The sequence below is a fragment of the Mycobacterium seoulense genome (genome assembly GCF_010731595.1).
Taxonomy (GTDB): Bacteria; Actinomycetota; Actinomycetes; order Mycobacteriales; family Mycobacteriaceae; genus Mycobacterium; species Mycobacterium seoulense.
In genome coordinates this window covers 4,591,394-4,612,752 of sequence record NZ_AP022582.1, presented here as the reverse complement: position 1 = coordinate 4,612,752, position 21,359 = coordinate 4,591,394, and the positions used below count along the sequence as shown (strand labels likewise).

Here is a 21,359-nt window from a genome sequence, read left to right as displayed (position 1 = left end):
ACGCTTTAGGCGTAGACCTCGTCGACAAGACCCCAGGCCAGCGCGGTTCCGGCGTCGATGGTGCGGCCGGACAACACCAGATAGGCGGTGCGCCACCGGCCGATCCGGCGGGTGACGCTGAGCGTCCCGCCGGCGCCCGGGATCAGCCCCAGCTCGAGTTCGGGCAGCCCGAACACCGAATCCTCCCGCGCGGCCACCCAACCGCAGAACGCCGCCATCTCCAGCCCGCTCCCCAGCACGCGGCCGTGCACCTCCGCCCGGCAGGCGCGGCCCAACCGGGCGGTGAGCGCGTCGAGCGCGAGGGCGGGGCTGTGCCGGGTCCGCGCGAGGTGAGCGCTCGCGGGGTCGGTGAAGGTGCCGAATTCGGCGAGGTCTCCGCCGCTGCAGAACGACGGACCGTTGCCGCTCAACACGATCCCGGTCACCGACGGGTCCAGCTGCGCGACGGCCAGCGCCTCCAGCAGGGCGGCGCGGGCGTCGGTGGAGAACGCGTTGTGCCGCTGCGGCCGGTTGAACGCGATGCGCAGCGTGTCGCCGTCGCGCTCGGCCCGCACCGGGTCGGTGATGTCGGGCATCCGGGCCGGTCCGCGCCGGGTCAGCCAGCGCGCGAACTCGGGGCCGGCCTGCAGGGTCGAGTACGCCAGCGACTCCGTCACCACCGCGGGCAGTGCCGGCCCGCCCGGTTCCACCGCGCGCAGCACGTCGTCACAGACGCTGCTGGCGTGCGGCCAATGGTGACAACGCGCGGTCAACTCGGCGAGCGCGTCGGGCACCGAGTCGACGGTGACCACCCGGCGATCGTCGCAGCGATCCTCGGTCAGGGTGAAAGACGCCGCGCTCAGCCATGATTGGCACCGCGCGAGGCCGGCGGCGGCGCCGTGGGCCAGGATCACCCCCGGCGCCGTTGCGGTGACCGTTTCGGGCCCGGCGTCCGGCGCGCCGGACAGGTCCACCACCCGCAGCATGGGTCACACCGAGTATTTCTCGATCAGCCCGTTCTTGTAGAGCTTGCCGGTGTCGGTGCGCGGCAGCTGCGTCTCGAACGCGATCGACCGCGGACATTTGTAGTGCGCCAGGCGGTCTCGCAACCAGGTGAGCAGTTCGTCGGCGAATTCGTCGGTGGCGTCGGCCTGGTCGACGGTCTGCACGGCCGCCACCACGCGTTGCCCCATCTCGTCGTCGGGAACGCCGAACACCGCCGCGTCCAGCACCTTGGGGTGGGTGACCAGAAGGTTCTCGGTCTCCTGCGGGTAGATGTTCACCCCGCCCGAGATGATCATGTGGTGGCGCCGGTCGGTCAGGTACAGGTAACCCTCGTCGTCCACGTAGCCGACGTCGCCGACGGTCACCCAGCCGTGGGTGTCGCGGGACGCGGCCGTCTTCTCCTGGTCGTTGAGGTACTCGAAGGAATAGCCGCCCGCGAAGTAGATTTCACCGGCCTGCCCCGGCGGCAACTCGTTGCCGTTCTCGTCGAGGATGTGGATCTCGCACGCCATCGGCTTGCCGACCGAGCCCGGGTGGGCCAGCCACTCCTCGGCGCTGATCAGCGTCGACCCGATCGCCTCGGAGGAGGCGTAGTACTCGTCGATGATCGGCCCCCACCAGTCCATCATCTGCTTCTTGATCTCCACCGGGCACGGGGCCGCCGCGTGCATCACCCGCTGCAGGCTGGAAAGGTCGTACGAATTGCGCACCGCCTCAGGAAGTTTCAGCATCCGGGTGAACATCGCCGGGACGAACTGGCCGTGCGTGACGCGGTGGCGCGCGATGGCATCGAGGCAGCCTTCGGGATCGAACTTCTCCAGCACGACCGTGGTGATCCCCCCGGCCTGCGCGCTCATCGACCACACCGACGGTGCGGTGTGATACAGCGGTGCCGGGCTCAGATAGATCGAATCCGGGTTCATCCAGAAGCCGACCAGGGCCGACATCATGCCCGGCGCCTCGGCCGGCGGCACGTGCGGCAATTCGCGTTTGATGCCCTTGGGCCGGCCCGTGGTGCCCGACGAATACTGCAGCAGGTCGCCCTCCCGTTCGTCGTCGATCGGGGTGTCCGGCTCGCCCGCAACGCATTCGGGGTAGCGCGCCCAGCCCTCGAGATCGGCCTCTCCCCTTTCCGAGGCGATCAGCAACAGCTCGGGCAGCCCGCCCGGCAAGTGCTCGCCCAGGTTCTCACACGTCTTGCGCAGCGCGGCCGAACCGATGATCGCCTTGGCGGCGCTGTTCTCGACGATGTAGGCGGCCTCGGCCGGGGTGAGGTGGGTGTTGATCGGCACGTAGTACAGGCCGCTGCGACGCGCCGCCCACATGACCGCGTGCATGTGCTCGTTGTTCTCCATGAGGATCGCGACGGCGTCGCCCTCGGCAAGGCCGTGGCGCCGGAAGTAGTGCGCCAGCCGGTTGGCCCGCGCCTCCAGCTCATCGAAGGTGACGACGGTACCGGACGGGTGAAGAATGACGGCGGGCTTGTCGGCGCCGCAGTGCTCGCGAATCTGCATGCGCAGACTGTACCGCCGAAAAACTTGACGGGTGTCAAGTGGTCAGGTTCCGCGCAGCGACCGCGTTCGGAGGCGGTTCGGCGCCGATCACTGTAAAGTACCGTGCCTTGGCGAAGCCGGCATTTCAGGCCAGTCTGGTGCGGAGGTGCGTATGGAGGCTGAGAGCCCAGCCGCGCCCGCGCCGTGTTGCTCGGCACCCGGCCGATTCGGCCTCGACGCCTATGTCGACGGGATGGAACGCCTGCTCGAGGCGGTCCAGGAACTCTCGCTGGCGCGCAGCCTCAACGAGATTCAGCGCATCGTCCGGTCCTCGGCGCGCGAGCTCACCGGCTGTGATGGCGCCACATTCGTGCTGCGCAACGACGACAAGTGCTATTACGCCGACGAAGACGCCATCGCCCCACTGTGGAAGGGCAGCCGCTTCCCCATCGACGCCTGCGTCAGCGGTTGGGCAATGCTCAACCGCGAGGCGGCGATAATTCCGGACGTCTACCGGGATTCGCGTATCCCGCAAGGCATTTACCGCGCGACGTTCGTCAAGAGCCTGGTGATGGTGCCCATCCGCAAGCTCGACCCGATCGGGGCGATCGGCAACTACTGGGCCCACCGGCATCCGCCCTCCGAGCAGGAAGTGCGACTGCTACAGGCCCTGGCCGATTCGACATCGATCGCCATGGAGAACGTCCAGGTGTACGCCGAACTCGAACAACGGGTGCGCGACCGCACCTTCGAGCTGGAAAGCGCGAACGAGGAGATCAGCCGGCTGTCCGTCACCGACGAACTGACCGGGCTCAACAACCGTCGCGGCTTCTACCTGCTGGCCGAGCAGAAGCTGCGCGGCGCGCACCACCTCGGCCACGACTGCGTGCTCGCCTTCCTCGACATCGACGGGCTCAAGCGGGTCAACGACGAGCAGGGCCACGATGCCGGAGACACCCTGATCAAAGATCTCGCCCGGGTGCTGCGCGGCGTGCGGCGCGAGTCCGACATCGTCGCCCGCCTGGGCGGCGACGAATTCTGCGTCATGGTCACCGAAAGCGACGGTGGCACGGCGGCTCTCAAAGAGCGGCTCGCCGAGGCGTTCCGCTCGTTCAACGAGACGAGCGCCCGCCCCTACCGCCTTTCCGCGAGCATCGGCCTGGTGCGGGCGTCCGTCGCCGAGCACGCGACCGTCGACGAACTGCTGGCCCGCGCAGACGAACTCATGTACGCGGAGAAGAAAACGAACCCTGGGCGGCGCGCGGGGTGACTCGGCGGCTAGCGCCGGGGCCTAGTCGGCGTCGGCCAGCCGCTGCTTGAGCGCCTCGAACTCGTCCTTGACGCCGGTGGGCAGCTTGTCGCCGACGAACTCGAACCACTCCTCGATCAGCGGCAGCTCCTGACGCCACTCGTCGGCCTTGACCGCGAGCGCCTGCGCGACGTCGGCGCTGTCGGCGTCGAGCCCGTCCAGGTCGAGGTCCTCGGCGGAGGGCACCACACCGATCGGGGTGTCCTGGCCGCCGGCCCGGTGCTCGATGCGGTCGACGATCCACTTCAGCACCCGGCTGTTCTCGCCGAAGCCCGGCCACAGGAACTGGCCCTCGTCACCTCGGCGGAACCAGTTGACGAAGAACACCTTCGGCAGCTTGGACTCGTCGGAATTCTTGCCCAGGTCCAGCCAGTGCTGGAAGTAGTCGCCGACGTGGTAGCCCAGGAACGGCAGCATGGCCATGGGGTCGCGGCGCACGGTGCCGACCTTGCCCTCGGCAGCGGCGGTCTGCTCGCTGCCCATGGTGGCCCCCATGAACACCCCGTGCTGCCAGTCGCGGGCCTCGGTGACCAGCGGCACCGTGGTCTTGCGGCGGGCGCCGAACAGGATGCCCGAGATCGGCACGCCCTGCGGGTCGTCCCATTCCGGCGCCAGGATCGGGCACTGCGACATCGGGGTGCAGTACCGCGAGTTCGGGTGCGCGGCTTTGGTTTCCGTCTCGCGGATGTACCAGTCGTTGCCCTTCCAGTCGATCAGGTGATCGGGCTCGCCCTCCAGGCCTTCCCACCACACCTCGTCGTCGTCGGTCAGCGCGACGTTGGTGAAGACGGTGTTGCCCGCGGCGATCGTGCGCATGGCGTTGGGGTTGGACTTCCAGTTGGTGCCCGGCGCCACCCCGAAGAAGCCGAACTCGGGGTTGACCGCGTACAGGCGGCCGTCCTTGCCGAACCGCATCCAGGCAATGTCGTCCCCGAGCGTCTCGGCACGCCAGCCCGGGATGGTCGGCTGCAGCATGGCCAGGTTCGTCTTGCCGCACGCCGACGGGAAGGCCGCCGCGAAGTAGTACGCCTTGTTCTCCGGCGAGATGAGCTTGAGGATCAGCATGTGCTCGGCGAGCCAGCCCTCGTCGTGCGCCATCGCCGAGGCGATGCGCAGCGAGTAGCACTTCTTGCCCAGCAGGGCGTTGCCGCCGTAGCCGGAGCCGTAGCTCCAGATCTCGCGGGTCTCCGGGAAGTGGGTGATGTACTTGGTGTCACTGCACGGCCACGGCACGTCTTTCTGGCCGGGCTCCAGCGGGGCCCCGACCGAATGCAGCGCCTTGACGAAGAAGCCGTCGTCACCCATCTTCTCCAGGGCCGCCTTGCCCATCCGGGTCATCACCTTCATCGAGACGACGACGTATTCGGAGTCGGTGATCTCCACGCCCAGCTTGGGGTCGTCCGCGCCGAGGGGGCCCATGCAGAACGGCACCACGTACATGGTGCGGCCGCGCATGCAGCCGCGGTACAGGTCGGTCAGGGTGGACCGCATCTCGGCGGGGTCCATCCAGTTGTTGGTCGGCCCGGCGTCGATTTGCCGCTCGGAGCAGATGAAGGTCCGGGACTCGACGCGCGCCACGTCGGACGGGTCGGACAACGCCAGGAAGGAGTTCGGGTACTCCTTGGGGTTCAGCCGCTTGAACGTGCCGGCCTCGACCAGCTGATCCGTCAGCCGCTGCCACTCCTCGTCGGAGCCGTCGGCGAAAACCACCCGCTCAGGCTGGGTGAGCTCGGCGACCTCCTGTACCCACGACAGCAGCCCCTGATGTTTAGTGGGTGCGGTGTCCAAACCGGGAATGGTCGCTGAGGTCATCGAAGTCTCCTGAATTCTTCGTCGTACTCGGGCTTCTCTACGTGCCTATCGCGTATGCGGTCGCCCACACAACGGTTGACATGGTGGCGTTAACTACAGGTTATCGTGAGCATCTTGTCGGGGAAGCCTCGGGCAGGTATAAGCCTTCTCACAACAACGATTCAGAAGATCCCTGCGAATCGCCATCACCGCTCCTAGAAGCCGGTTTCTCGGTTGCCTCGTTTCCCGCGTCTTGCTGCACGTCCGACGAGGGGCCGTCGGACCGGGGTATACCCGCTTCGCCGAGTTCTGCACGCACGGCGTCCAGGGCCGCCAGCACCGTCGGCATCTCCCGGTCCCGCGCGGCCGCGGCGCGCGACGCCGCGGCGGCGTGTGCGCGCAGCTCGCGGTCGATGGCGTTGACCTGGTCGCTCACCGCGGCGTTCTCGACCTCGTCCTGGGCCAGCACCGCCTTGGTGAGCACCGACTCGGCGACCAGGACGCGGGTGGCGACCAACTCCTCGGCGACCGACCGCAACGAGGAGGTCACCTCCCCCGCCCAGCGGTCCAGCAGCGCCCGGTCGCGCAGCAGGCTGCGGATGTTGATCACCAGCAGGGTGACCGCCAGCCCGATCGCCACGCACGTCACGGCCGCGACGACGGACAGGGCGGGGCTGAGCCGGGTGGCCAGCCCGCTCATCAGCCGGCTCAGGGTGAGCGCCACACCCAGGCCGAAGCCGGCGCCGAGGAGCATCAACAGCCAGGTTTCGTGGCGCCGGGACTTCAGCGGGGGCGCGGGGACATCGACCGTGGGCAGCTGTTCGAGTGGCGGCAGGGTCGTCGAGACCCCCACCACCTGCGCGACGTCCGCGAGGTGGGTGGCGGTGCCCTCGTTGACTTCGGCGACCACCTCGCCCAACCGGTCGCGCGTGTGCGCCTCGAAGCCGGGCATGTTGCGCCGGGACAATCCCGCGACGTCCTCCTGCAACTCGCCGCGCACCGACGAGCAGCGGTTGCGCGCGAAGTGCGACAGCTGAACCCGCGCCTGCTGGATCTGGCCGCGCAGCGTGATCGCGCGCTCGGTTTTCGCCTCGCGCCGCCGGCGCAGGGCCGTGCTGCGCTCGTCACGCAGCGCGTCGACCCGGGCCCGCCGCCCGGCGCCGTCGGCGTCGCGGTCGAACCGCTGCGCGACGGTCTTGAGCCGAAAATCCCACGCCCGCAACCTGTTTCTGCGCGCGAGCTCGGGGTCGGCCAGCCGCGCCGCGAGCGTCTCCACCAGCTCGTCGACGTCCCGCTCGCCGAGGTCGGGCAACGCGGCCGCGCCCACCCAGTGCACGCCGCCGTACCGCGGCGCGTGCGCGGCCAGCGCCTCGCGGTTGGCGGCCAGGACGTCGCGCCAGGCGCGGTGCACGTCGATCTTGGACACCACCGGAACCACCACATCGGTGTGCGCGGCGGCGGCGTCCAGCAGCGCGCAGTCGGACGGCGTCAGCTGGGCCGCCGCGGACACGACGAACACCACCGCCATCGGCGCCTCGCCGGGACCCAGCTCCGCCGACTCGACGAACTTGTGCTCAGGCAGCCGTTCGCGCAGCGCCGCGGCCACCGCACTCACCCCGGCCATCCAGGGCCCGGTCACCAGCACCACGTCGCGGCGGTGCACGGCGGGGGCGTCCAGCTCCGGTCCGATGCCCGCCACCAGCGCGTCGACCTCGGCGACCGGATCGTCGTGCCGCTCGCCGCTCACCGCCAGTCCCCCACCGGCTCCCCCGGCAGCGAGCCACACGCCTGCGACCACAGCCGCATCGATCCCCTGGCGATGTCCGCGCCGCAGGCGCGGTGCAGGTCGCTCACCGGCGCGCGGCTGTAGCGCTGCCACCGCACCGCGCGCGGCAGGTGCGCGGCCGGGTCGCGGTCCCAGTCGGCCGGCCCCGAATTGTCCGCGTCCAGCCCGGCCGCCTCGGCCAGGTCGACGGCGGCCGCCATCCGCGCCACCACCGTGTCGTCGTGGGAAAGGAAGCCGCTGATCCGCTCCGCGGATTCGCCCGAGCCGACGGCCAGCGCCTCCAGCTCCGCGACGGCGTCCAGCACCCGCCGGTAGCGGGCCTCGGCGCCGACGCCGGAGAGGTGGGACAGGACGGCATCGACACCGCTCGCCCGCCGGAGCAGGGCCCGCACCTGCGCGGCCGTCCGGCCCTGGCGGATCGCGGCCACCGCGAGCGCGACGCCGAACAGGTCCAGGGTGTCCAGCAGGCGCAGCCGCACGCCGGCCGGCACGGGGTTGTCCGCCGCCATGAACCCGGGGAACGAGCCGTCGAGCAGAGCGGCCGCGCCGGGGTGCGCGGCCAGCGTCTGCAGGGCCGCCCACAGCGGGGCGTCCAGGTGATCGAGCGCGGCGACCGCGAGCAGGCCGGTCATCGGAACCATGGGCACGCCCACCACGGCGGCCAGCTCGGCGCACCGGGTCCGCGCCGCCGCGATCGGGCCGTCCCCACGGGAGAGGGACCCGGCCAGGTCGGCCTTGTTCAGCACCGCCAGCACCGGGCGTCCGGCGACGGCGATGGCGTCGACGTCTTCGGGCTTGACCACCTCGGCGATCACGTGCACGACGATGTCGGCGTCACCGCCGTCGGCTGGGGTCACCGCGATGCCGGCGCCGGCTCCGGCCCCGTCCAGCGCCCGGGCCACCGTGCCGCGGCCCACGCCGGGGCGGCCCCGAACCAGCACGCGCAGCGGGGCGGCCGTTCGTTGGGCGATTACCGTGACGCGCGGGTCGGCGTGGCCGGCGGCGAACCGGGCCAGCTCGTCGGCGAAATCCTGATGTCCTTGTCCCCTCATTCCCTCCCCATTCGATTCGATGGATCCGACCCGGGGGCCGATCGGGTCCCACCGAATGGTGGCACCTGCGTCACTTTGATGCGAGCCACCGTTTGACTGTTACCAGCTGAAGGCAACTGTTGGGTATCAATCTGGACCAGGGGCGGCTACATCACCGGTTTATGGGCCACCATGGACAAATGCATGCGCAACCCGGGGTTGAAGTGCGTCCGGACGCGCCCGAGGGGTCGGACGGCAGGCGCGACCAGCGTTATCTCCCGGCATCGACCTTTCGCTCCCGACGTTCCGCGCTGTCCGACGCCCAGCGGCAGACCTGGGAACGGCGGTGGCCGGAGCTGGGCCTGTCCGTGGGCGTGCCGGCCGCCGAAGGCGCCGAGCCGGCGCTGGACACCCGCGCGTGGTTCGGCCGACAGGCGCCGCTGGTGCTCGAGATCGGTTGCGGCAGCGGCACCTCGACGCTGGCGATGGCCCAGGACGAGCCCGATATAGATGTGATCGCGGTGGAGGTCTACAAGCGCGGCCTGGCGCAACTGCTGTGCGCGATCGACCGCGCGGGGGTCGGCAACATTCGCCTGATCCGCGGCAACGCCCTCGACGTGCTGCAGCGGCTGATCGCGCCCGGGACCCTGACCGGGGTCCGCGTCTTCTTCCCCGATCCCTGGCCGAAGGCCCGCCACCACAAACGGCGGTTTCTGCAGCCGGGCACGATTGGCCTGATCGCCGACCGGTTACTCCCTGGTGGTGTCCTCCACGTCGCCACGGACCACCCGGGCTACGCCGAACACATCGGCGCCCTCGGCGATGCCGAACCACGGCTGCGTCGCGTCGGACCCGGCGACGGCCTGCCCGTCTCGGTGGTGCGGCCGACCACTAAATACGAGACGAAGGCCCACGAAGCGGGCAGCGCCGTGACCGAATTCATCTGGCTACGACATGAGTAGGCGATGACCATGAGCCTGGCGGAAGAACAGACCGCGGCAGAGCCCCTGGCGGTGTTGCCCGACGACGCGCTGGGCGGCTTCACCCCGCCGGGCGGACGCGTCCTGCTGGTGTGGGACGCGCCCAACCTCGACATGGGGCTCGGCTCGATCCTGGGGCGGCGCCCCACCGCGCTGGAACGGCCGCGCTTCGACGCCCTGGGGCGCTGGCTGCTGGCGCGCACCGCCGAGGTCAGCGCGGGCCGGCCGGGTGCCGTGGTGGAACCCGAGGCCACCGTCTTCACCAACATCGCGCCGGGCAGCGCCGAGGTCGTGCGGCCCTGGGTCGACGCCCTTCGCAATGTGGGGTTCGCGGTGTTCGCCAAACCGAAGATCGACGAGGACAGCGACGTCGACCGCGACATGCTCGCCCACATCGAACTGCGGCGCAGCGAGGGGCTGGCGGCGCTGGTGGTGGCGTCCGCCGACGGGCAGGCGTTTCGTCAACCGCTGGAGGAGATAGCACGCAGCGGGGTCGCCGTCCAGGTCATCGGATTTCGCGAACATGCGAGTTGGGCGCTAGCGTCGGATACCTTGGACTTCGTCGACCTGGAAGACATCACCGGCGTGTTCCGGGAGCCGTTGCCACGAATCGGCCTAGATTCGCTGCCTGATCAGGGAGCATGGCTGCAGCCGTTCCGGCCGCTGTCCGCTCTGTTGACCGCGCGTGTGTGACACTGGAAAACCGATGCGCGGGTCGTTAACGATCCAGTAAGGAGCTTGCGTGTTCGCCTGGTGGGGTCGAACTGTGTACCGCTACCGGTACATCGTGATCGGGGTCACGGTAGCTCTGTGCCTGCTGGGTGGGGTGTTCGGCCTGAGCCTCGGTAAGCATGTCACACAGAGCGGTTTCTACGACGAGGGCAGTCAATCCGTGAAGGCCTCGGTGCTGGGCGACCAGACCTACGGCCGCGACCGCACCAGCCACATCGTCGCGACCTTCACCGCGCCGCAGGGCAAGACGGTGGACGACCCGGCCTGGCGAGACAAGATCGTCGGCGAACTCAACAAGTTCAAGACCGACCACCCCGACCAGGTCGTCGGCTGGGCCGGCTGGCTGGCGGCGCCCGACAGCACGAACCCCTTGATCAAGGGGATGGTGAGCGAGGACCGCAAGCACACCTTCGTGTCCATCCCGCTGAAGGGCGACGACGACGACACGATCCTCAACAATTACAAGGCCATCGCGCCCGACTTGCAGAAACTCAACGGCGGCACCGTGGCACTGGCCGGGCTGGAGCCGATCGCCAACGCCCTGACCGGCACCATCGCCACGGACCAGCGGCGCATGGAGGTGCTGGCCCTGCCGTTGGTGACGGTGGTGCTGTTCCTGGTGTTCGGCGGCGCGGTCGCCGCCGGCCTGCCGGCCATCGTGGGTGGGCTGAGCATCGCGGGCGCGCTGGGCATCCTGCGCCTGGTCGCCATGTTCGGGCCGGTGCATTTCTTCGCCCAGCCGGTGGTGTCGCTGATCGGCCTCGGTATCGCCATCGACTACGGGCTCTTCGTGGTGAGCCGGTTCCGGGAAGAGATCGCCGAGGGCTACGACACCGAGGCCGCCGTCCGCCGGACCGTCATGACGGCCGGTCGAACGGTGACGTTCTCGGCGGTGCTGATCATCGCGTCGAGCGCCAGCCTGCTCGTCTTGCCGCAGGGCTTCGTGCACTCGCTGACCTACGCGATCTTCGCCGCGGTGGGGCTTGCCGCGATCCTGTCGATCACGTTTCTGCCGGCCTGCCTGGGCATCCTCGGCCGGCACGTCGACGCGCTCGGCGTGCGGACCGCCTTCCGGGTGCCCTTCCTGCGGAACTGGAAGTACTCCCGCGCCTACCTGAACTGGCTGGCCGACCGCCTGCAGAAGACCAAGACCCGTGAAGAGGTCGAGGCCGGGTTCTGGGGCAAGCTGGTCAACTTCGTGATGAAGCGGCCGCTGGCCTTCGCCATCCCGATCGCCGTCGGCATGATCTTGTTGGTCATCCCGCTGGGCAACCTGTCGTTCGGCGGCATGAGCGAGAAGTACCTGCCGCCGGACAATTCGGTGCGCCTGGCCCAGGAACACTTCGACAAGCTCTTCCCCGGCTACCGCACCGAGCAGTTGACGGTGGTGATCCAGAGCACCAACCACAGCAAGGTCACCGACCAGCAGGTCGCCGACATCCGCAGCAGGATCGCGGGCATCAACGGGTTCACCGACAAGACGTGGGAGGAGCGGCCGTGTCCCACCATCGCCGGCAACCCCTGCATCGCCGGCCCGAACGGGACATCGGTGCCCAAGGACGGCTCGGTGCGGGTGATCCAGAACGGGCTGGTCAATAAGAACGACGCCGCCAAGAAGATCGGCGAACTCCGGTCGATAAACCCGCCGAAGGGCCTCAACCTCTATGTCGGCGGCACCCCCGCCCTCGAGCAGGACAGCATCCACAGCCTGTTCGACAAGGCTCCGCTGATGCTGGTGCTGTTGCTCACCGCCACGATGCTGTTGATGTTCCTGGCGTTCGGATCGGTGGTGTTGCCGATCAAGGCCGCGGTGATGAGCGCGCTGACGCTCGGGTCCACGATGGGCATCCTGACGTGGATCTTCGTCGACGGGCACTTCTCGACGTGGCTGAACTTCACGCCGACCCCGCTGATGGTGGTGCTCATCGCGCTGGTCGTCGCGGTGGGCTTCGGCCTGGCCACCGACTACGAGGTGTTCCTGGTGTCGCGCATGGTCGAGGCGCGCGAACGCGGCATGTCGACGGCGGAGGCCATCCGGATCGGCACCGCGACGACCGGGCGGCTGATCACCGCCGCCGCCCTGGTGCTGGCCGTCGTCGCGGGTTCGTTCGTGTTCTCCGATCTGGTGTTGATGAAATACCTGGCGTTCGGCCTGATGGCGGCCCTGCTGCTGGACGCGACCGTGGTCCGCATGTTCCTGGTGCCGTCCGTGATGAAGCTGCTCGGCGACGACTGCTGGTGGGCCCCCCGCTGGGCCCGGCGGCTGCAGAACAAGATCGGGCTGGGCGAGATCGACCTGCCCGACGAGCGCAAGCGGCCGACCCTCAACGGGCGTCCAGCGCGGCCGCCGGTGGCGGCGAGCCTGGTAGCCGCCGCGCCGCGCCCACCGCACGACCCCACGCACCCCGCCGCGCTCGAGCCGTCCCGCGCGACGCGTCCGGGGCCGGCCGAGCCCAAGCCCGCTCAGGACGTGCCCGCGGGCGCCGCGACGCGCGCCGCGGCACCGCCGGCCGATGCCGCCAACACCACCCGGTTGCAAACCCGGCCGGGTCAGCCGACCGAGGCCAAGACGACACGCCTCTCGGTGCCCAACGCCGCCCCGGCCCAACCGGCGTCCCCCGGCCACGAGCGGCCGGCCAACGCGGCGCCGCCGGCGCCGCCACGACCTCCCGCCCCGGGCCCCGCCGCACCGCCGCCGCCACCGTCGGGTGGCCAGACGCGGGCAATTCCGGTGCCCACCAACGGTCCTGACGATCAGGTCGATGCGGCCGAACCCACCACCGCCTTCCCGTCCATGCGGTCGGAGGGGAACGACTCCGACGTGGCCACGGAAAAGCTGAACTCGCCCGGCCAGGCCGAGAACGGCGACGCGCGCCAGCGGCGTCGCTCTGGAGGGGGCCTGTCGGCCCAGGACCTGCTGCGTCGCGAGGGACGGCTGTAGGCCCGCTGTAGGCGTCGGCCCTACTTGGCCTCGGGCTCGTCGGGTTCGGCCTGCAGGATGGTGCCGCCCCCGTCGGCCTCTTCCGTCTGTTTCTCGGCTTCGGCCGCCGGATCCGGGGCGAGCAGCACCTGCATCGCGTTGTTGAAGAACGCGACCGTCGGGACGGCCAGCAGCGCGCCGACGATCCCGGCGAGCACCCCGCCCGTGGAGATGGCCAGCACCACCCCGAGCGGGTGGATCGACACCGCGCGGCCCATCACCAGCGGCTGCAGGACATGCGCCTCGAGCTGGTTCACCGCGATCAGCACCCCGAGCGTGATCAGCGCGTACACAATGCCTTTGGCCAACAGCGCGACCACGACGGCCACCAGGCCCGAGATCAGGGCACCGACGAGCGGGACGAAGGCGCCCAGGAATACCAGGGAGGCCAGCGGGAGCGCCAGCGGGATGCCCATGATCGCCAGGCCCGCGCCGACCCCGGCGGCGTCGGTCAGGGCCACCAGAAAGGTGGCCCGCACGTATCCGGTCAACGACCCGTAACCGGCGCGGCCCGCCTCGCTCACCCGTTCTCGGACGTCGGCCGGGAAGATCTTGGACACGTATGCCCAGATGTTGCGTCCGCCATAGAGGAAGAAGATCAACGTGAACAGCACCAGCACGGCCGCCGTGACCAGCTCGGTGACGGTGGCCGCGGTGGACAGGGCGCCGCTTTCCAGCTTGGCCTGATTGTTGCGCAACGCCTCGATCGCGGCGTTGCCCGCGTTGTCGATCTGTTCGCGGCGCAGGTGCGCCGGCCCATGGATGAGCCAGCGCCGGGTGGACTCGATGCTGCGGGTCACCTGTTCGGTCAGGCCCGGCAGGCCGTCGATGAACTGGATGACGACGAACGCCAAGATGCCGCCCAGGATCGCGAATCCGCCCAGCAGCACCATCGCGACCGCACCGCCGCGGGGCCAACCGCGCCGGTCCAGCCAGTCCACCACCGGCAGCAGCAGCGCGCTGATCAGCAGCGCCACCAGCACCGGGACGATGATGATCTCGAGCTTCTTAACCACCCACAGCAGGGCGATCAGCGCGGCGAAGATGACCAGCAAACGCCAGGCCCAGGCTGCGGTCTTGCGGACGAGGGGTTCGACCGAAGCGTCGTCGGTGTTTGCCGGCATTGGGTGAGCCTATCCGGCGGGGGGCATTGCCAAACGTGCGCGGACCCGTCGGCAGCCCGGCGGGGCACGACCACGCCGGCACGATCCGGTTACGACGACGACACGGTCGGCGCCGCACGGCGATCCCGGCGCCACCTGCACCGTTACCCTAAATCACGTGTCGCCCGACGCCCCCGCCCGCAATCTCGACTTCCCGCGCGAAGAGACCCCGCGCGGGAAGTACTGGTGGGCACGATGGGTGATCCTCGGCATCGTCGCGATCGTGCTTGCCGTCGAGGTCGCGCTGGGCTGGCATCAGCTGGCCAAGGCCTGGATGAGCCTGTACGAAGCGAACTGGTGGTGGCTGCTGGCCTCGGTGGCCGCGTCGGCCGCGTCCATGCACAGCTTCGCGCAGATCCAGCGCACACTGCTCCGATCGGCCGGCGTGCACGTCAAGCAGCTGCGATCGGAAGCCGCCGTCTACGCCGCCAATTCGCTGAGCACCACGCTGCCCGGCGGGCCGGTGCTCTCGGCCACGTTTTTGCTTCGGCAGCAACGGCTTTGGGGCGCGTCGACGGTGGTGGCGTCGTGGCAGCTGGTGATGGCGGGCGTTCTGCAGGCCGTGGGGCTGGCGCTGCTGGGGCTGGGCGGGGCCTTCTTCCTCGGCGCCAAGAACAACCCGTTCTCGTTGCTGTTCACCCTGGGCGGCTTCGTCGCGTTGTTGATCCTCGCCCAGGCGGTGGCGTCGCGGCCGGAACTGATCGACGGGATCGGGTGCCGGGTGTTGTCGTGGGTCAACTCCGTGCGCGGCCGGCCCGCCGAGACCGGCCTGGACCGGTGGCGCCAGACGCTGATGCAGCTCGAATCGGTGAGCCTGAGCCGGCGCGACATGGGGGTGGCCTTCGGCTGGTCCATGTTCAACTGGATCGCCGACGTCGCCTGCCTCGGCTTCGCGGCCTACGCCGCCGGCGATCACGCGTCGGTCGCCGGGCTGACGGTGGCCTACGCGGCCGCCCGCGCCGTCGGCACGATACCGCTGATGCCCGGCGGGCTGCTGGTCGTCGAGGCGGTGCTGGTTCCGGGGCTGGTGTCCAGCGGCATGTCGTTACCCAACGCGATCTCGGCGATGCTGATCTACCGGCTGATCAGCTGGTTGCTCATCTCAGCCATCGGCTGGGTGGTGTTCTTCTTCGTGTTCCGCACCGAAAACGTCGCCGTCCCGGACGACGAATCGACCGCGCCGGACCCCGAACCGCCGGCGACTCAGGGCGGGCCCGTCAACGATCCGACCGAGACCGCCCTGCAGGGGCCGTTGCCGCCCGACCGGAACGCCGAAACCGAAAGCTAGCCGGCGGTGTTGCCCCGCGGCGGGCCGGACAGCGCGTTGGCCGGCGCCGGTGCGGCGGGCCCGGTGGCCGCCGGCGCGCCGCCCAGCGGTGACGCCCCCGCGGCGTTACCCGGCAGGGCGGGCAGCGCACCGGCCGCGCCCTGCGCCTGCTGCATCATGCCCATCGCCTGGGCCGGCGAGATCGGCAGCTTGCACTGCAGCGACAGGTTGGTCAACGGCTGGGCGATCGACGTCATGTCGCCGGCGACCTTGGGGTTGGCCTCGAAGTAGGACTTCAGGCCGGTCATCGACTGCGGACCGGCCTGCTGCTGCAGCATCGAGGTCATGGTCTGGTTGGTCTCCGGGTGCGAGTCCAGGTAGTCGCCCATCGACTTGGACACCGAACCGATCGTCCGGGCGACTTCACTGGCCGCGCACGGGTCGGTGGCACCGGTCGCCGGTGGTCCCGCCAGGACCGCCAGGGCGGCGCTCGGCAGGGTGGCGGCGATCAGCCCGGCGAAGATCCTGCGGCGCCCGGTCGTGGTGCCTCTCGTCATGGAAACTCCTTCAGGTGTTTGCGGCGTCGCGCGCGGCACGGCGCCTCGCAAACGGCTGCAATGGACGGCCTCGTCGATCGCGGAGTTCCCCACGGCCCCGCAGGCCATCCGACATCCTGCCATCGCAGGCAGCGGGCCTGCCAGCCCGCGTGAGGACGTGTGAGGAAAATCCCGCCCGATAACCGGTGCACAACGACTTGGCAGCGTCTTGGCAACAACGCCGTCGCTGCAGCTCAGCTGCCAGAAAGCGCACATCATCCACAGCCCGCTGCGGTATTCTCGCCAGCACGCGTTAAGCGACACACGGGGAGCGGAAGAAATCCAGCAGTTAATGATGCGCCTCAGCCGCAGCCTGCGTAAGTACCGCTGGTTGGTCTTCACCGGCTGGTTGCTGGCTTTGGTTCCGGCGGTCTATCTGGCCCTGACGCAGTCGGGGAACCTGACCGGCGGCGGTTTCGAGGTGGCCGGTTCGCAGTCGCTGCTGGTCCACGATCAGCTCGAGGAGCTGTACCACGACCAGGGGTCGTCCTCGCTGGCCCTGGTGGCGGCCCCGCGCCCGGACGCCAGCTACTCCGACATCAACGACGCGGTCGCGCTGCTGCGCCGCACCGCCGCCGAGGTCCCCGGTGTCTCCGAGGTGCCCAACCCCACCCAGCGGCCGCCGCAGCCGGACCGGCCGTATGTGCTGTCGCTGCGGCTGGATTCGCGGAACACCAGCGACGTCGCCAAGCAGCTGCGCAAGAAGGTCGGCGTCAACGGCGATCAGCCCGGCCAGACCGCGAACGGCCGGGTGCGGCTGTATGTGATCGGGCAGGGGGCGCTCAGCGCCGCCGCCGCGCAGAACACCAAGCACGACATCGCCGCCGCCGAGCGCTGGAACCTGCCGGTGATCCTGATCGTCCTGCTCGCCGTGTTCGGCTCCCTGGCCGCCGCGGCGATCCCCCTCGCCCTCGGCGTGTGCACGGTCGTGGTCACCATGGGCCTGGTCTACCTGCTGTCCGCCTACACCACCATGTCGGTGTTCGTGACCTCGACGGTGTCCATGTTCGGGATCGCGCTGGCCGTCGACTATTCGCTGTTCATCCTGATGCGCTTCCGCGAGGAGCTGCGGTCCGGGCGCGAGCCGAGGGAGGCCGTCGACGCGGCGATGGCGACCTCGGGGCTGGCCGTGGTGCTGTCCGGGATGACGGTTGTCGCCTCGCTCACCGGGATCTACGTGATCAACACCCCGGCGCTGAAGTCGATGGCGACCGGAGCGATCCTGGCCGTCGCGGTCGCGATGCTGACGTCGACCACCCTGACCCCGGCGGCGCTGGCGACGTTCGGCCGGTCGGCCGCGAAGAGGTCGGCCTTCCTGCACTGGTCGCACGGGCCGGAGGGCGGCCAATCCCGGTTCTGGAACCGCTGGATCGGATGGGTGATGCGCCGGCCGTGGATGTCGGCGCTGGCGGCGTCGCTGGTCCTGCTCGTCATGGCCGTGCCGGCCTCCTCGATGGTGCTGGGCAACAGCCTGCTGCGCCAGTTCGACTCGTCGCACGAGATCCGCGCCGGGGTGGGCGCCGCGGCCGAGGCGCTCGGTCCCGGCGCGCTCGGACCGATCCGGGTGCTGGTCACCTTCCCGGACGGCGGCGCCGCCTCACCCGAACACAGCCAGACCATCGGCGCGATCCGGCAGCGGATGACGCAGGCGCCCAACCTCGTCTCGGTCGCACCGCCGCAATTCGCCGAGGACAACGGCAGCGCCCTGCTCTCCGCGGTGTTGTCGGTCGACCCGGAGGACATGCGCGCCCGCGAGACCGTCGGCTGGATGCGCGCGCAACTCCCCAAGGTGCCCGACCGGGGAACCGCACGAGTGGACGTCGGCGGCCCCACCGCGCTGATCAAGGACTTCGACGACCAGGTGTCCAAGACCGAGCCGCTGGTGCTGGCGATCGTCGCGCTCATCGCGTTCGTGATGCTGCTGCTCTCGGTCCACTCGGTGTTCCTGGCGCTCAAGGGCGTGCTGATGACGTTGCTGTCGGTCGCGGCCGCCTACGGCAGCCTGGTGATGGTGTTCCAGTGGGGCTGGCTGAAGGATCTGGGGTTCGCCCAGATCAGCTCCATCGACAGCACCGTTCCCCCGCTGGTGCTCGCGATGACCTTCGGGCTGTCGATGGACTACGAGATCTTCCTGCTGACCCGCATCCGGGAACGCTTCCTGCACTCCGGCAACACCCGCGACGCCGTGGCCTACGGCGTGAGCACCAGCGCCCGCACCATCACCAGCGCGGCCCTGATCATGATCGCGGTCTTCGTCGGGTTCGCCTTCGCCGGCATGCCGCTGGTCGCCGAGATCGGCGTGGCGTGCGCGGTGGCGATCGCGGTCGATGCCACCGTGGTGCGGCTGGTGCTGGTACCCGCGCTGATGGCGATGTTCGCCCAGTGGAACTGGTGGCTGCCCCCGTGGCTGTCCCGGATGCTGCCGTCGGTCGACTTCGACCGGCCGTTGCCAGCAGTCGACCTGGCCGACGTCGTCGTCATCCCCGACGACATATCGGCGCTGACGGCGCCGAACGCGGACCTGCGAATGGTGATCAAGTCGGCGGCCAAGCTCAAGCACCTGGCGCCCGACGCCATTTGCGTGACCGACCCGCTGGCGTTCACCGGCTGCGGGCGCGGCGGCGGCCAGAGGCAGGGCGCCCCGCTGCAGGCGACCCAGCAGGATCGCGGCCGGGACCCCGGCCAGATTCCGCATCAGGTCAACATCGACGACGAGGGCGCGGGGGCCGGGGTGGGCGCCGGCGAGCGCAAGACCGGCAGCAACGGTCACACCAACGGCACCTCGGGAGCCAAGAAGCTGGTCGGCGGGCTGACATCGCGCAACGGCATCGCCAAGGCGATCGTCGGGGCCGATCGGCCCGTGCACCCGGTCACGCTGTGGCGCGGGCGGCTTTCGGTCGCCATCGACGCGCTGGAAAACGAGAAGGACCCCGCGGAGTCGCCGATGTACGAGCGCCGCTCCCCGGTGGAAACCACCCACGTGCAGCTGCCCACGGGCGACCGGTTGCTGGTCCCGACCGGCGCCGAGACGCTGCGCCTCAAGGGGTACCTCATCATGTGCCGTAACAGCCGCCGCGATTACGCCGAATTTGCCGATATGGTTGAAACGTTGGAGCCCGAGACCGCCGCGGTGGTGCTGTCCGGAATGGACAGGTACTACTGTTGTCAGTCGCCCAGGCGGCAATGGATCGCCACCCAGCTGGTCCGTCGACTCGCTGATCCCGATCCCTGGGATCTCGACGACGAGCAGGGGCCTGAGGGCGACGCCCACTCGGACTGGGAGGAGATCAGGCAGCGCTGCCTGTCGGTGGCCGTAGCGATGTTGGAGGAGGCGAGGTGACGTTGGCACCTGACCGACGCCCCGCAGCGCCACCCCAGCGGCCGGACACCGAGCCGCGCGGGCGTGACGCGGCGCCTGCCCCCGACGGCGACCAGCCGGTCGAGTTCTGGCCGACGTCCGCCATTCGTGCCGCGTTGCAGGGCGGCGACATCGCCACCTGGAAGCGCATCGCCGCCGCCTTGAAGCGCGACCCGTACGGCCGGACCGCCCGCCAGGTCGAAGAGGTGCTCGAAGGCACCCGGCCCTACGGCATCTCCAAGGCGCTGTGGGAGGTGCTGGAACGCGCCCGCACCCATCTCGAGGCCAACGAGCGCGCCGAGGTGGCCCGCCACGTGCGGCTGCTCATCGACCGATCGGGTCTGGCGCAGCAGGAATTCGCCTCCCGCATCGGCGTGGCCGCCGAGGAACTCGGGGCCTACCTGGACGGCAGCATCAGCCCGTCGGCGTCGTTGATGATCCGGATGCGCCGACTCTCGGACCGCTTCGTCAAGGTGAAGTCGACGCGGTCGGCCGAGTCCAACTGATCACCTGACCGGCAGCACGTCCGACACCAGCCAGGTGTCGCCGTGCTTGGTCAGCGCCACCCGCAGCGCGGGCGCCGACCGGTTGGGGGATTGCCCCGGCGCGTTCTGGGTGACCCGCAGGATCACCGCCACACTGGCCGCCGACGGTCCCAGCGCCTCGACCCCGGCCGCCAGCGTGGCCGCCTGCGCGGTGACGTTGTGCTGGGCCAAGTCGGCGCTGGACTTCGCGTACTGCTCTTTGAAGGCGGCGGCGTGTTCGGGAACGATCAACGCGGTGGCCCGGTCGATGGAGCTGTCCGGGGCGCCCGGGGTGAACGACGCCATCGCCTCCGCCATCCCCGTCGCGACGCGAACCACGTCGCGGGAGTCGTCCTTGAACTGGCGGTCCGTCCGTGTCCAGTGCGTGTATGCGGTAAACGCCGCGGCCACCAGCGCCGCCGTGCACAGGAAGACGACGGCCATGCGCAGGCCCGGCGCGTCGTCGTCGGTACCGACGCTGACCGAATCACGGCGCAGCAGCCAGAAGTTGACGCCGATACCCTCGACGATCAGCAGCACCAGCACCGAGCACGCCGAGACCCACCACAGCGGCCAGCCGAGTATCAGCCCGATCGCGAGCAACGCCGCGACCGCGGCCAGCGGGGCCAGGATGTCGAAGGCGAGCAGTCGCCAGAGGTTTCTCATCGGATCGATTCCAGCCCCGAGATCATCAGCTTGCCGTCCACGTTGCACACGTCGAGCCGCAGGTTCCAGTGCACGGTCTGCGGTTTGGCTCCGGCGTTTTCGCTGACCGACGTCGCGACCAGCATCACCGAATCCATCCGGCTCGCGAACGGCGGCAACTTGGTGGTGACCACGGGCCGGGCGACACCGGGCTCGGTGTCCAGGTCGTGGCGCACGGTCTCGACGGCCACCGCATCGATCCGCCCGGCGCTCTTGGACTGCAGCTTCTCCACCACCTGCCGGTACGGCTGCATGGCGGCGTCGAAATCGGTGTTGAGCTCGCCGACCGTCCCGTCGTGCAGCCGTTGCAGGCTGGAGTCGACGTTGCCGCTGTTCATGTTGATCAGCACACCCGTCCAGTCGGCGGCGGTCTGCATGACGCGGCTCAGGTAGCGGCGTTCGGCCGTGTCGTCGCGGTGCCCCGACCACAGGAAGAGCCCGAACACGACCGCCGCCACCGACAGCACCCCCAGCACGGTCGACGCGATGCCGTACGGGGAGAACATCGGGCCGCCCGCGGCCTCGGCTTCGCCGGACTCGTCGTCGAGGGCTTCGTCGGGGTCGGCGTCCTCCGCCTCCGCCACTTCCTGGTTGGTTGGCTCGGTTCGCTGGCCGTCGGACATGGCCCGATCGTCGCATCCGGGAAAGATGGAAGGATGG

16 protein-coding genes are annotated in these 21,359 nt (G+C 69.7%); 7 read left to right on the top strand and 9 right to left on the bottom strand.

Going from position 1 to position 21,359, the window contains the following annotated elements:
* Positions 1-5: 5 nt before the first annotated feature.
* Both G6N37_RS21400 and fadD4 read right to left on the bottom strand, forming a co-directional pair.
* Positions 6-965 carry an enoyl-CoA hydratase/isomerase family protein gene (locus tag G6N37_RS21400; RefSeq protein WP_163683418.1) on the bottom strand — a complete coding sequence of 320 codons (960 nt, stop codon included), beginning with the start codon at positions 963-965 and terminating at the stop codon, positions 6-8.
* Between the two features lie 3 nt (positions 966-968).
* On the bottom strand, positions 969-2,498 hold the full coding sequence (fadD4, locus tag G6N37_RS21395; protein ID WP_163683417.1) for a fatty-acid--CoA ligase FadD4: 1,530 nt from the start codon (positions 2,496-2,498) through the stop codon (positions 969-971).
* Between the two features lie 151 nt (positions 2,499-2,649).
* On the opposite strand from fadD4, the gene G6N37_RS21390 reads away from it, so the two are divergent.
* On the top strand, positions 2,650-3,747 hold the full coding sequence (locus G6N37_RS21390) for a GGDEF domain-containing protein (protein WP_163683416.1): 1,098 nt from the start codon (positions 2,650-2,652) through the stop codon (positions 3,745-3,747).
* Positions 3,748-3,768: 21 nt separating this feature from the next.
* On the opposite strand, the gene G6N37_RS21385 is transcribed toward G6N37_RS21390, so the two are convergent.
* The 3 genes from G6N37_RS21385 to G6N37_RS21375 form a co-directional block, all read right to left on the bottom strand.
* The gene (locus G6N37_RS21385) at positions 3,769-5,598 is read right to left on the bottom strand and encodes a phosphoenolpyruvate carboxykinase (GTP) (protein WP_163683415.1); all 1,830 of its coding nucleotides are present in this window, start codon (positions 5,596-5,598) and stop codon (positions 3,769-3,771) included.
* Positions 5,599-5,746: 148 nt separating this feature from the next.
* Positions 5,747-7,324, bottom strand: coding sequence for a hypothetical protein (locus tag G6N37_RS21380; RefSeq protein ID WP_163685350.1), 1,578 nt, complete (start codon positions 7,322-7,324; stop codon positions 5,747-5,749).
* A complete protein-coding gene (locus G6N37_RS21375; RefSeq protein WP_163683414.1) occupies positions 7,321-8,415 on the bottom strand; it encodes a hypothetical protein in 1,095 nt (364 codons plus the stop codon). Before G6N37_RS21375 ends, G6N37_RS21380 begins: the two co-directional genes overlap by 4 nt.
* A 161-nt stretch (positions 8,416-8,576) precedes the next feature.
* Here G6N37_RS21375 and trmB point away from each other — a divergent pair, with 161 nt between their 5' ends.
* Genes trmB through G6N37_RS21360 form a run of 3 tightly spaced genes read left to right on the top strand, consistent with a single transcriptional unit; the run spans position 8,577 to position 13,047 of the window.
* Positions 8,577-9,356 carry a tRNA (guanosine(46)-N7)-methyltransferase TrmB gene (gene trmB, locus G6N37_RS21370; RefSeq protein WP_174813865.1) on the top strand — a complete coding sequence of 260 codons (780 nt, stop codon included), beginning with the start codon at positions 8,577-8,579 and terminating at the stop codon, positions 9,354-9,356.
* 9 nt (positions 9,357-9,365) lie between these two features.
* The gene (locus tag G6N37_RS21365) at positions 9,366-10,067 is read left to right on the top strand and encodes an NYN domain-containing protein (RefSeq protein WP_163683412.1); all 702 of its coding nucleotides are present in this window, start codon (positions 9,366-9,368) and stop codon (positions 10,065-10,067) included.
* A gap of 49 nt (positions 10,068-10,116) precedes the next feature.
* Positions 10,117-13,047 carry an MMPL family transporter gene (locus G6N37_RS21360; RefSeq protein ID WP_163683411.1) on the top strand — a complete coding sequence of 977 codons (2,931 nt, stop codon included), beginning with the start codon at positions 10,117-10,119 and terminating at the stop codon, positions 13,045-13,047.
* A gap of 20 nt (positions 13,048-13,067) precedes the next feature.
* Here G6N37_RS21360 and G6N37_RS21355 read toward each other — a convergent pair whose 3' ends face one another.
* Positions 13,068-14,210 (bottom strand): AI-2E family transporter, encoded by a 1,143-nt coding sequence (locus tag G6N37_RS21355; protein WP_163683410.1) that lies wholly within the window; start codon positions 14,208-14,210, stop codon positions 13,068-13,070.
* Between the two features lie 157 nt (positions 14,211-14,367).
* On the opposite strand from G6N37_RS21355, the gene G6N37_RS21350 reads away from it, so the two are divergent.
* The gene (locus G6N37_RS21350) at positions 14,368-15,537 is read left to right on the top strand and encodes a lysylphosphatidylglycerol synthase transmembrane domain-containing protein (RefSeq protein ID WP_163683409.1); all 1,170 of its coding nucleotides are present in this window, start codon (positions 14,368-14,370) and stop codon (positions 15,535-15,537) included.
* Here the strand turns inward: G6N37_RS21350 and G6N37_RS21345 are convergent.
* A complete protein-coding gene (locus tag G6N37_RS21345; protein ID WP_163683408.1) occupies positions 15,534-16,073 on the bottom strand; it encodes a hemophore in 540 nt (179 codons plus the stop codon). The two genes, G6N37_RS21350 and G6N37_RS21345, sit on opposite strands and share 4 nt — an antisense overlap.
* A 331-nt stretch (positions 16,074-16,404) precedes the next feature.
* On the opposite strand from G6N37_RS21345, the gene G6N37_RS21340 reads away from it, so the two are divergent.
* A complete protein-coding gene (locus G6N37_RS21340; RefSeq protein WP_163683407.1) occupies positions 16,405-19,452 on the top strand; it encodes an MMPL family transporter in 3,048 nt (1,015 codons plus the stop codon).
* Positions 19,449-19,976 (top strand): XRE family transcriptional regulator, encoded by a 528-nt coding sequence (locus tag G6N37_RS21335; protein ID WP_163683406.1) that lies wholly within the window; start codon positions 19,449-19,451, stop codon positions 19,974-19,976. The genes G6N37_RS21340 and G6N37_RS21335 overlap by 4 nt, the downstream gene beginning before the upstream one ends.
* Here the strand turns inward: G6N37_RS21335 and G6N37_RS21330 are convergent, their stop codons facing one another.
* Positions 19,977-20,660: a hypothetical protein gene (locus G6N37_RS21330; protein ID WP_163683405.1), complete on the bottom strand. Its 684-nt coding sequence runs from the start codon at positions 20,658-20,660 to the stop codon at positions 19,977-19,979.
* Positions 20,657-21,322, bottom strand: a complete 666-nt coding sequence (locus G6N37_RS21325) for a hypothetical protein (RefSeq protein ID WP_163683404.1) — start codon at positions 21,320-21,322, stop codon at positions 20,657-20,659. The genes G6N37_RS21330 and G6N37_RS21325 overlap by 4 nt, the downstream gene beginning before the upstream one ends.
* Between the last annotated feature and the right edge of the window lie 37 nt (positions 21,323-21,359).

Excerpts from the sequence above, each read along its gene's own strand:
- G6N37_RS21340 (WP_163683407.1), top strand. The coding sequence starts at position 16,405 with ATGATGCGCCTCAGCCGCAGCCTGCGTAAGTACCGCTGGTTGGTCTTC.
- G6N37_RS21385 (WP_163683415.1), bottom strand. The coding sequence starts at position 5,598 with ATGACCTCAGCGACCATTCCCGGTTTGGACACCGCACCCACTAAACAT.
- fadD4 (WP_163683417.1), bottom strand. The coding sequence starts at position 2,498 with ATGCAGATTCGCGAGCACTGCGGCGCCGACAAGCCCGCCGTCATTCTT.
- G6N37_RS21345 (WP_163683408.1), bottom strand. The coding sequence starts at position 16,073 with ATGACGAGAGGCACCACGACCGGGCGCCGCAGGATCTTCGCCGGGCTG.
- trmB (WP_174813865.1), top strand. The coding sequence starts at position 8,577 with ATGGGCCACCATGGACAAATGCATGCGCAACCCGGGGTTGAAGTGCGT.
- G6N37_RS21400 (WP_163683418.1), bottom strand. The coding sequence starts at position 965 with ATGCTGCGGGTGGTGGACCTGTCCGGCGCGCCGGACGCCGGGCCCGAA.
- G6N37_RS21390 (WP_163683416.1), top strand. The coding sequence starts at position 2,650 with ATGGAGGCTGAGAGCCCAGCCGCGCCCGCGCCGTGTTGCTCGGCACCC.
- G6N37_RS21325 (WP_163683404.1), bottom strand. The coding sequence starts at position 21,322 with ATGTCCGACGGCCAGCGAACCGAGCCAACCAACCAGGAAGTGGCGGAG.
- G6N37_RS21375 (WP_163683414.1), bottom strand. The coding sequence starts at position 8,415 with ATGAGGGGACAAGGACATCAGGATTTCGCCGACGAGCTGGCCCGGTTC.
- G6N37_RS21365 (WP_163683412.1), top strand. The coding sequence starts at position 9,366 with ATGAGCCTGGCGGAAGAACAGACCGCGGCAGAGCCCCTGGCGGTGTTG.
- G6N37_RS21355 (WP_163683410.1), bottom strand. The coding sequence starts at position 14,210 with ATGCCGGCAAACACCGACGACGCTTCGGTCGAACCCCTCGTCCGCAAG.
- G6N37_RS21330 (WP_163683405.1), bottom strand. The coding sequence starts at position 20,660 with ATGAGAAACCTCTGGCGACTGCTCGCCTTCGACATCCTGGCCCCGCTG.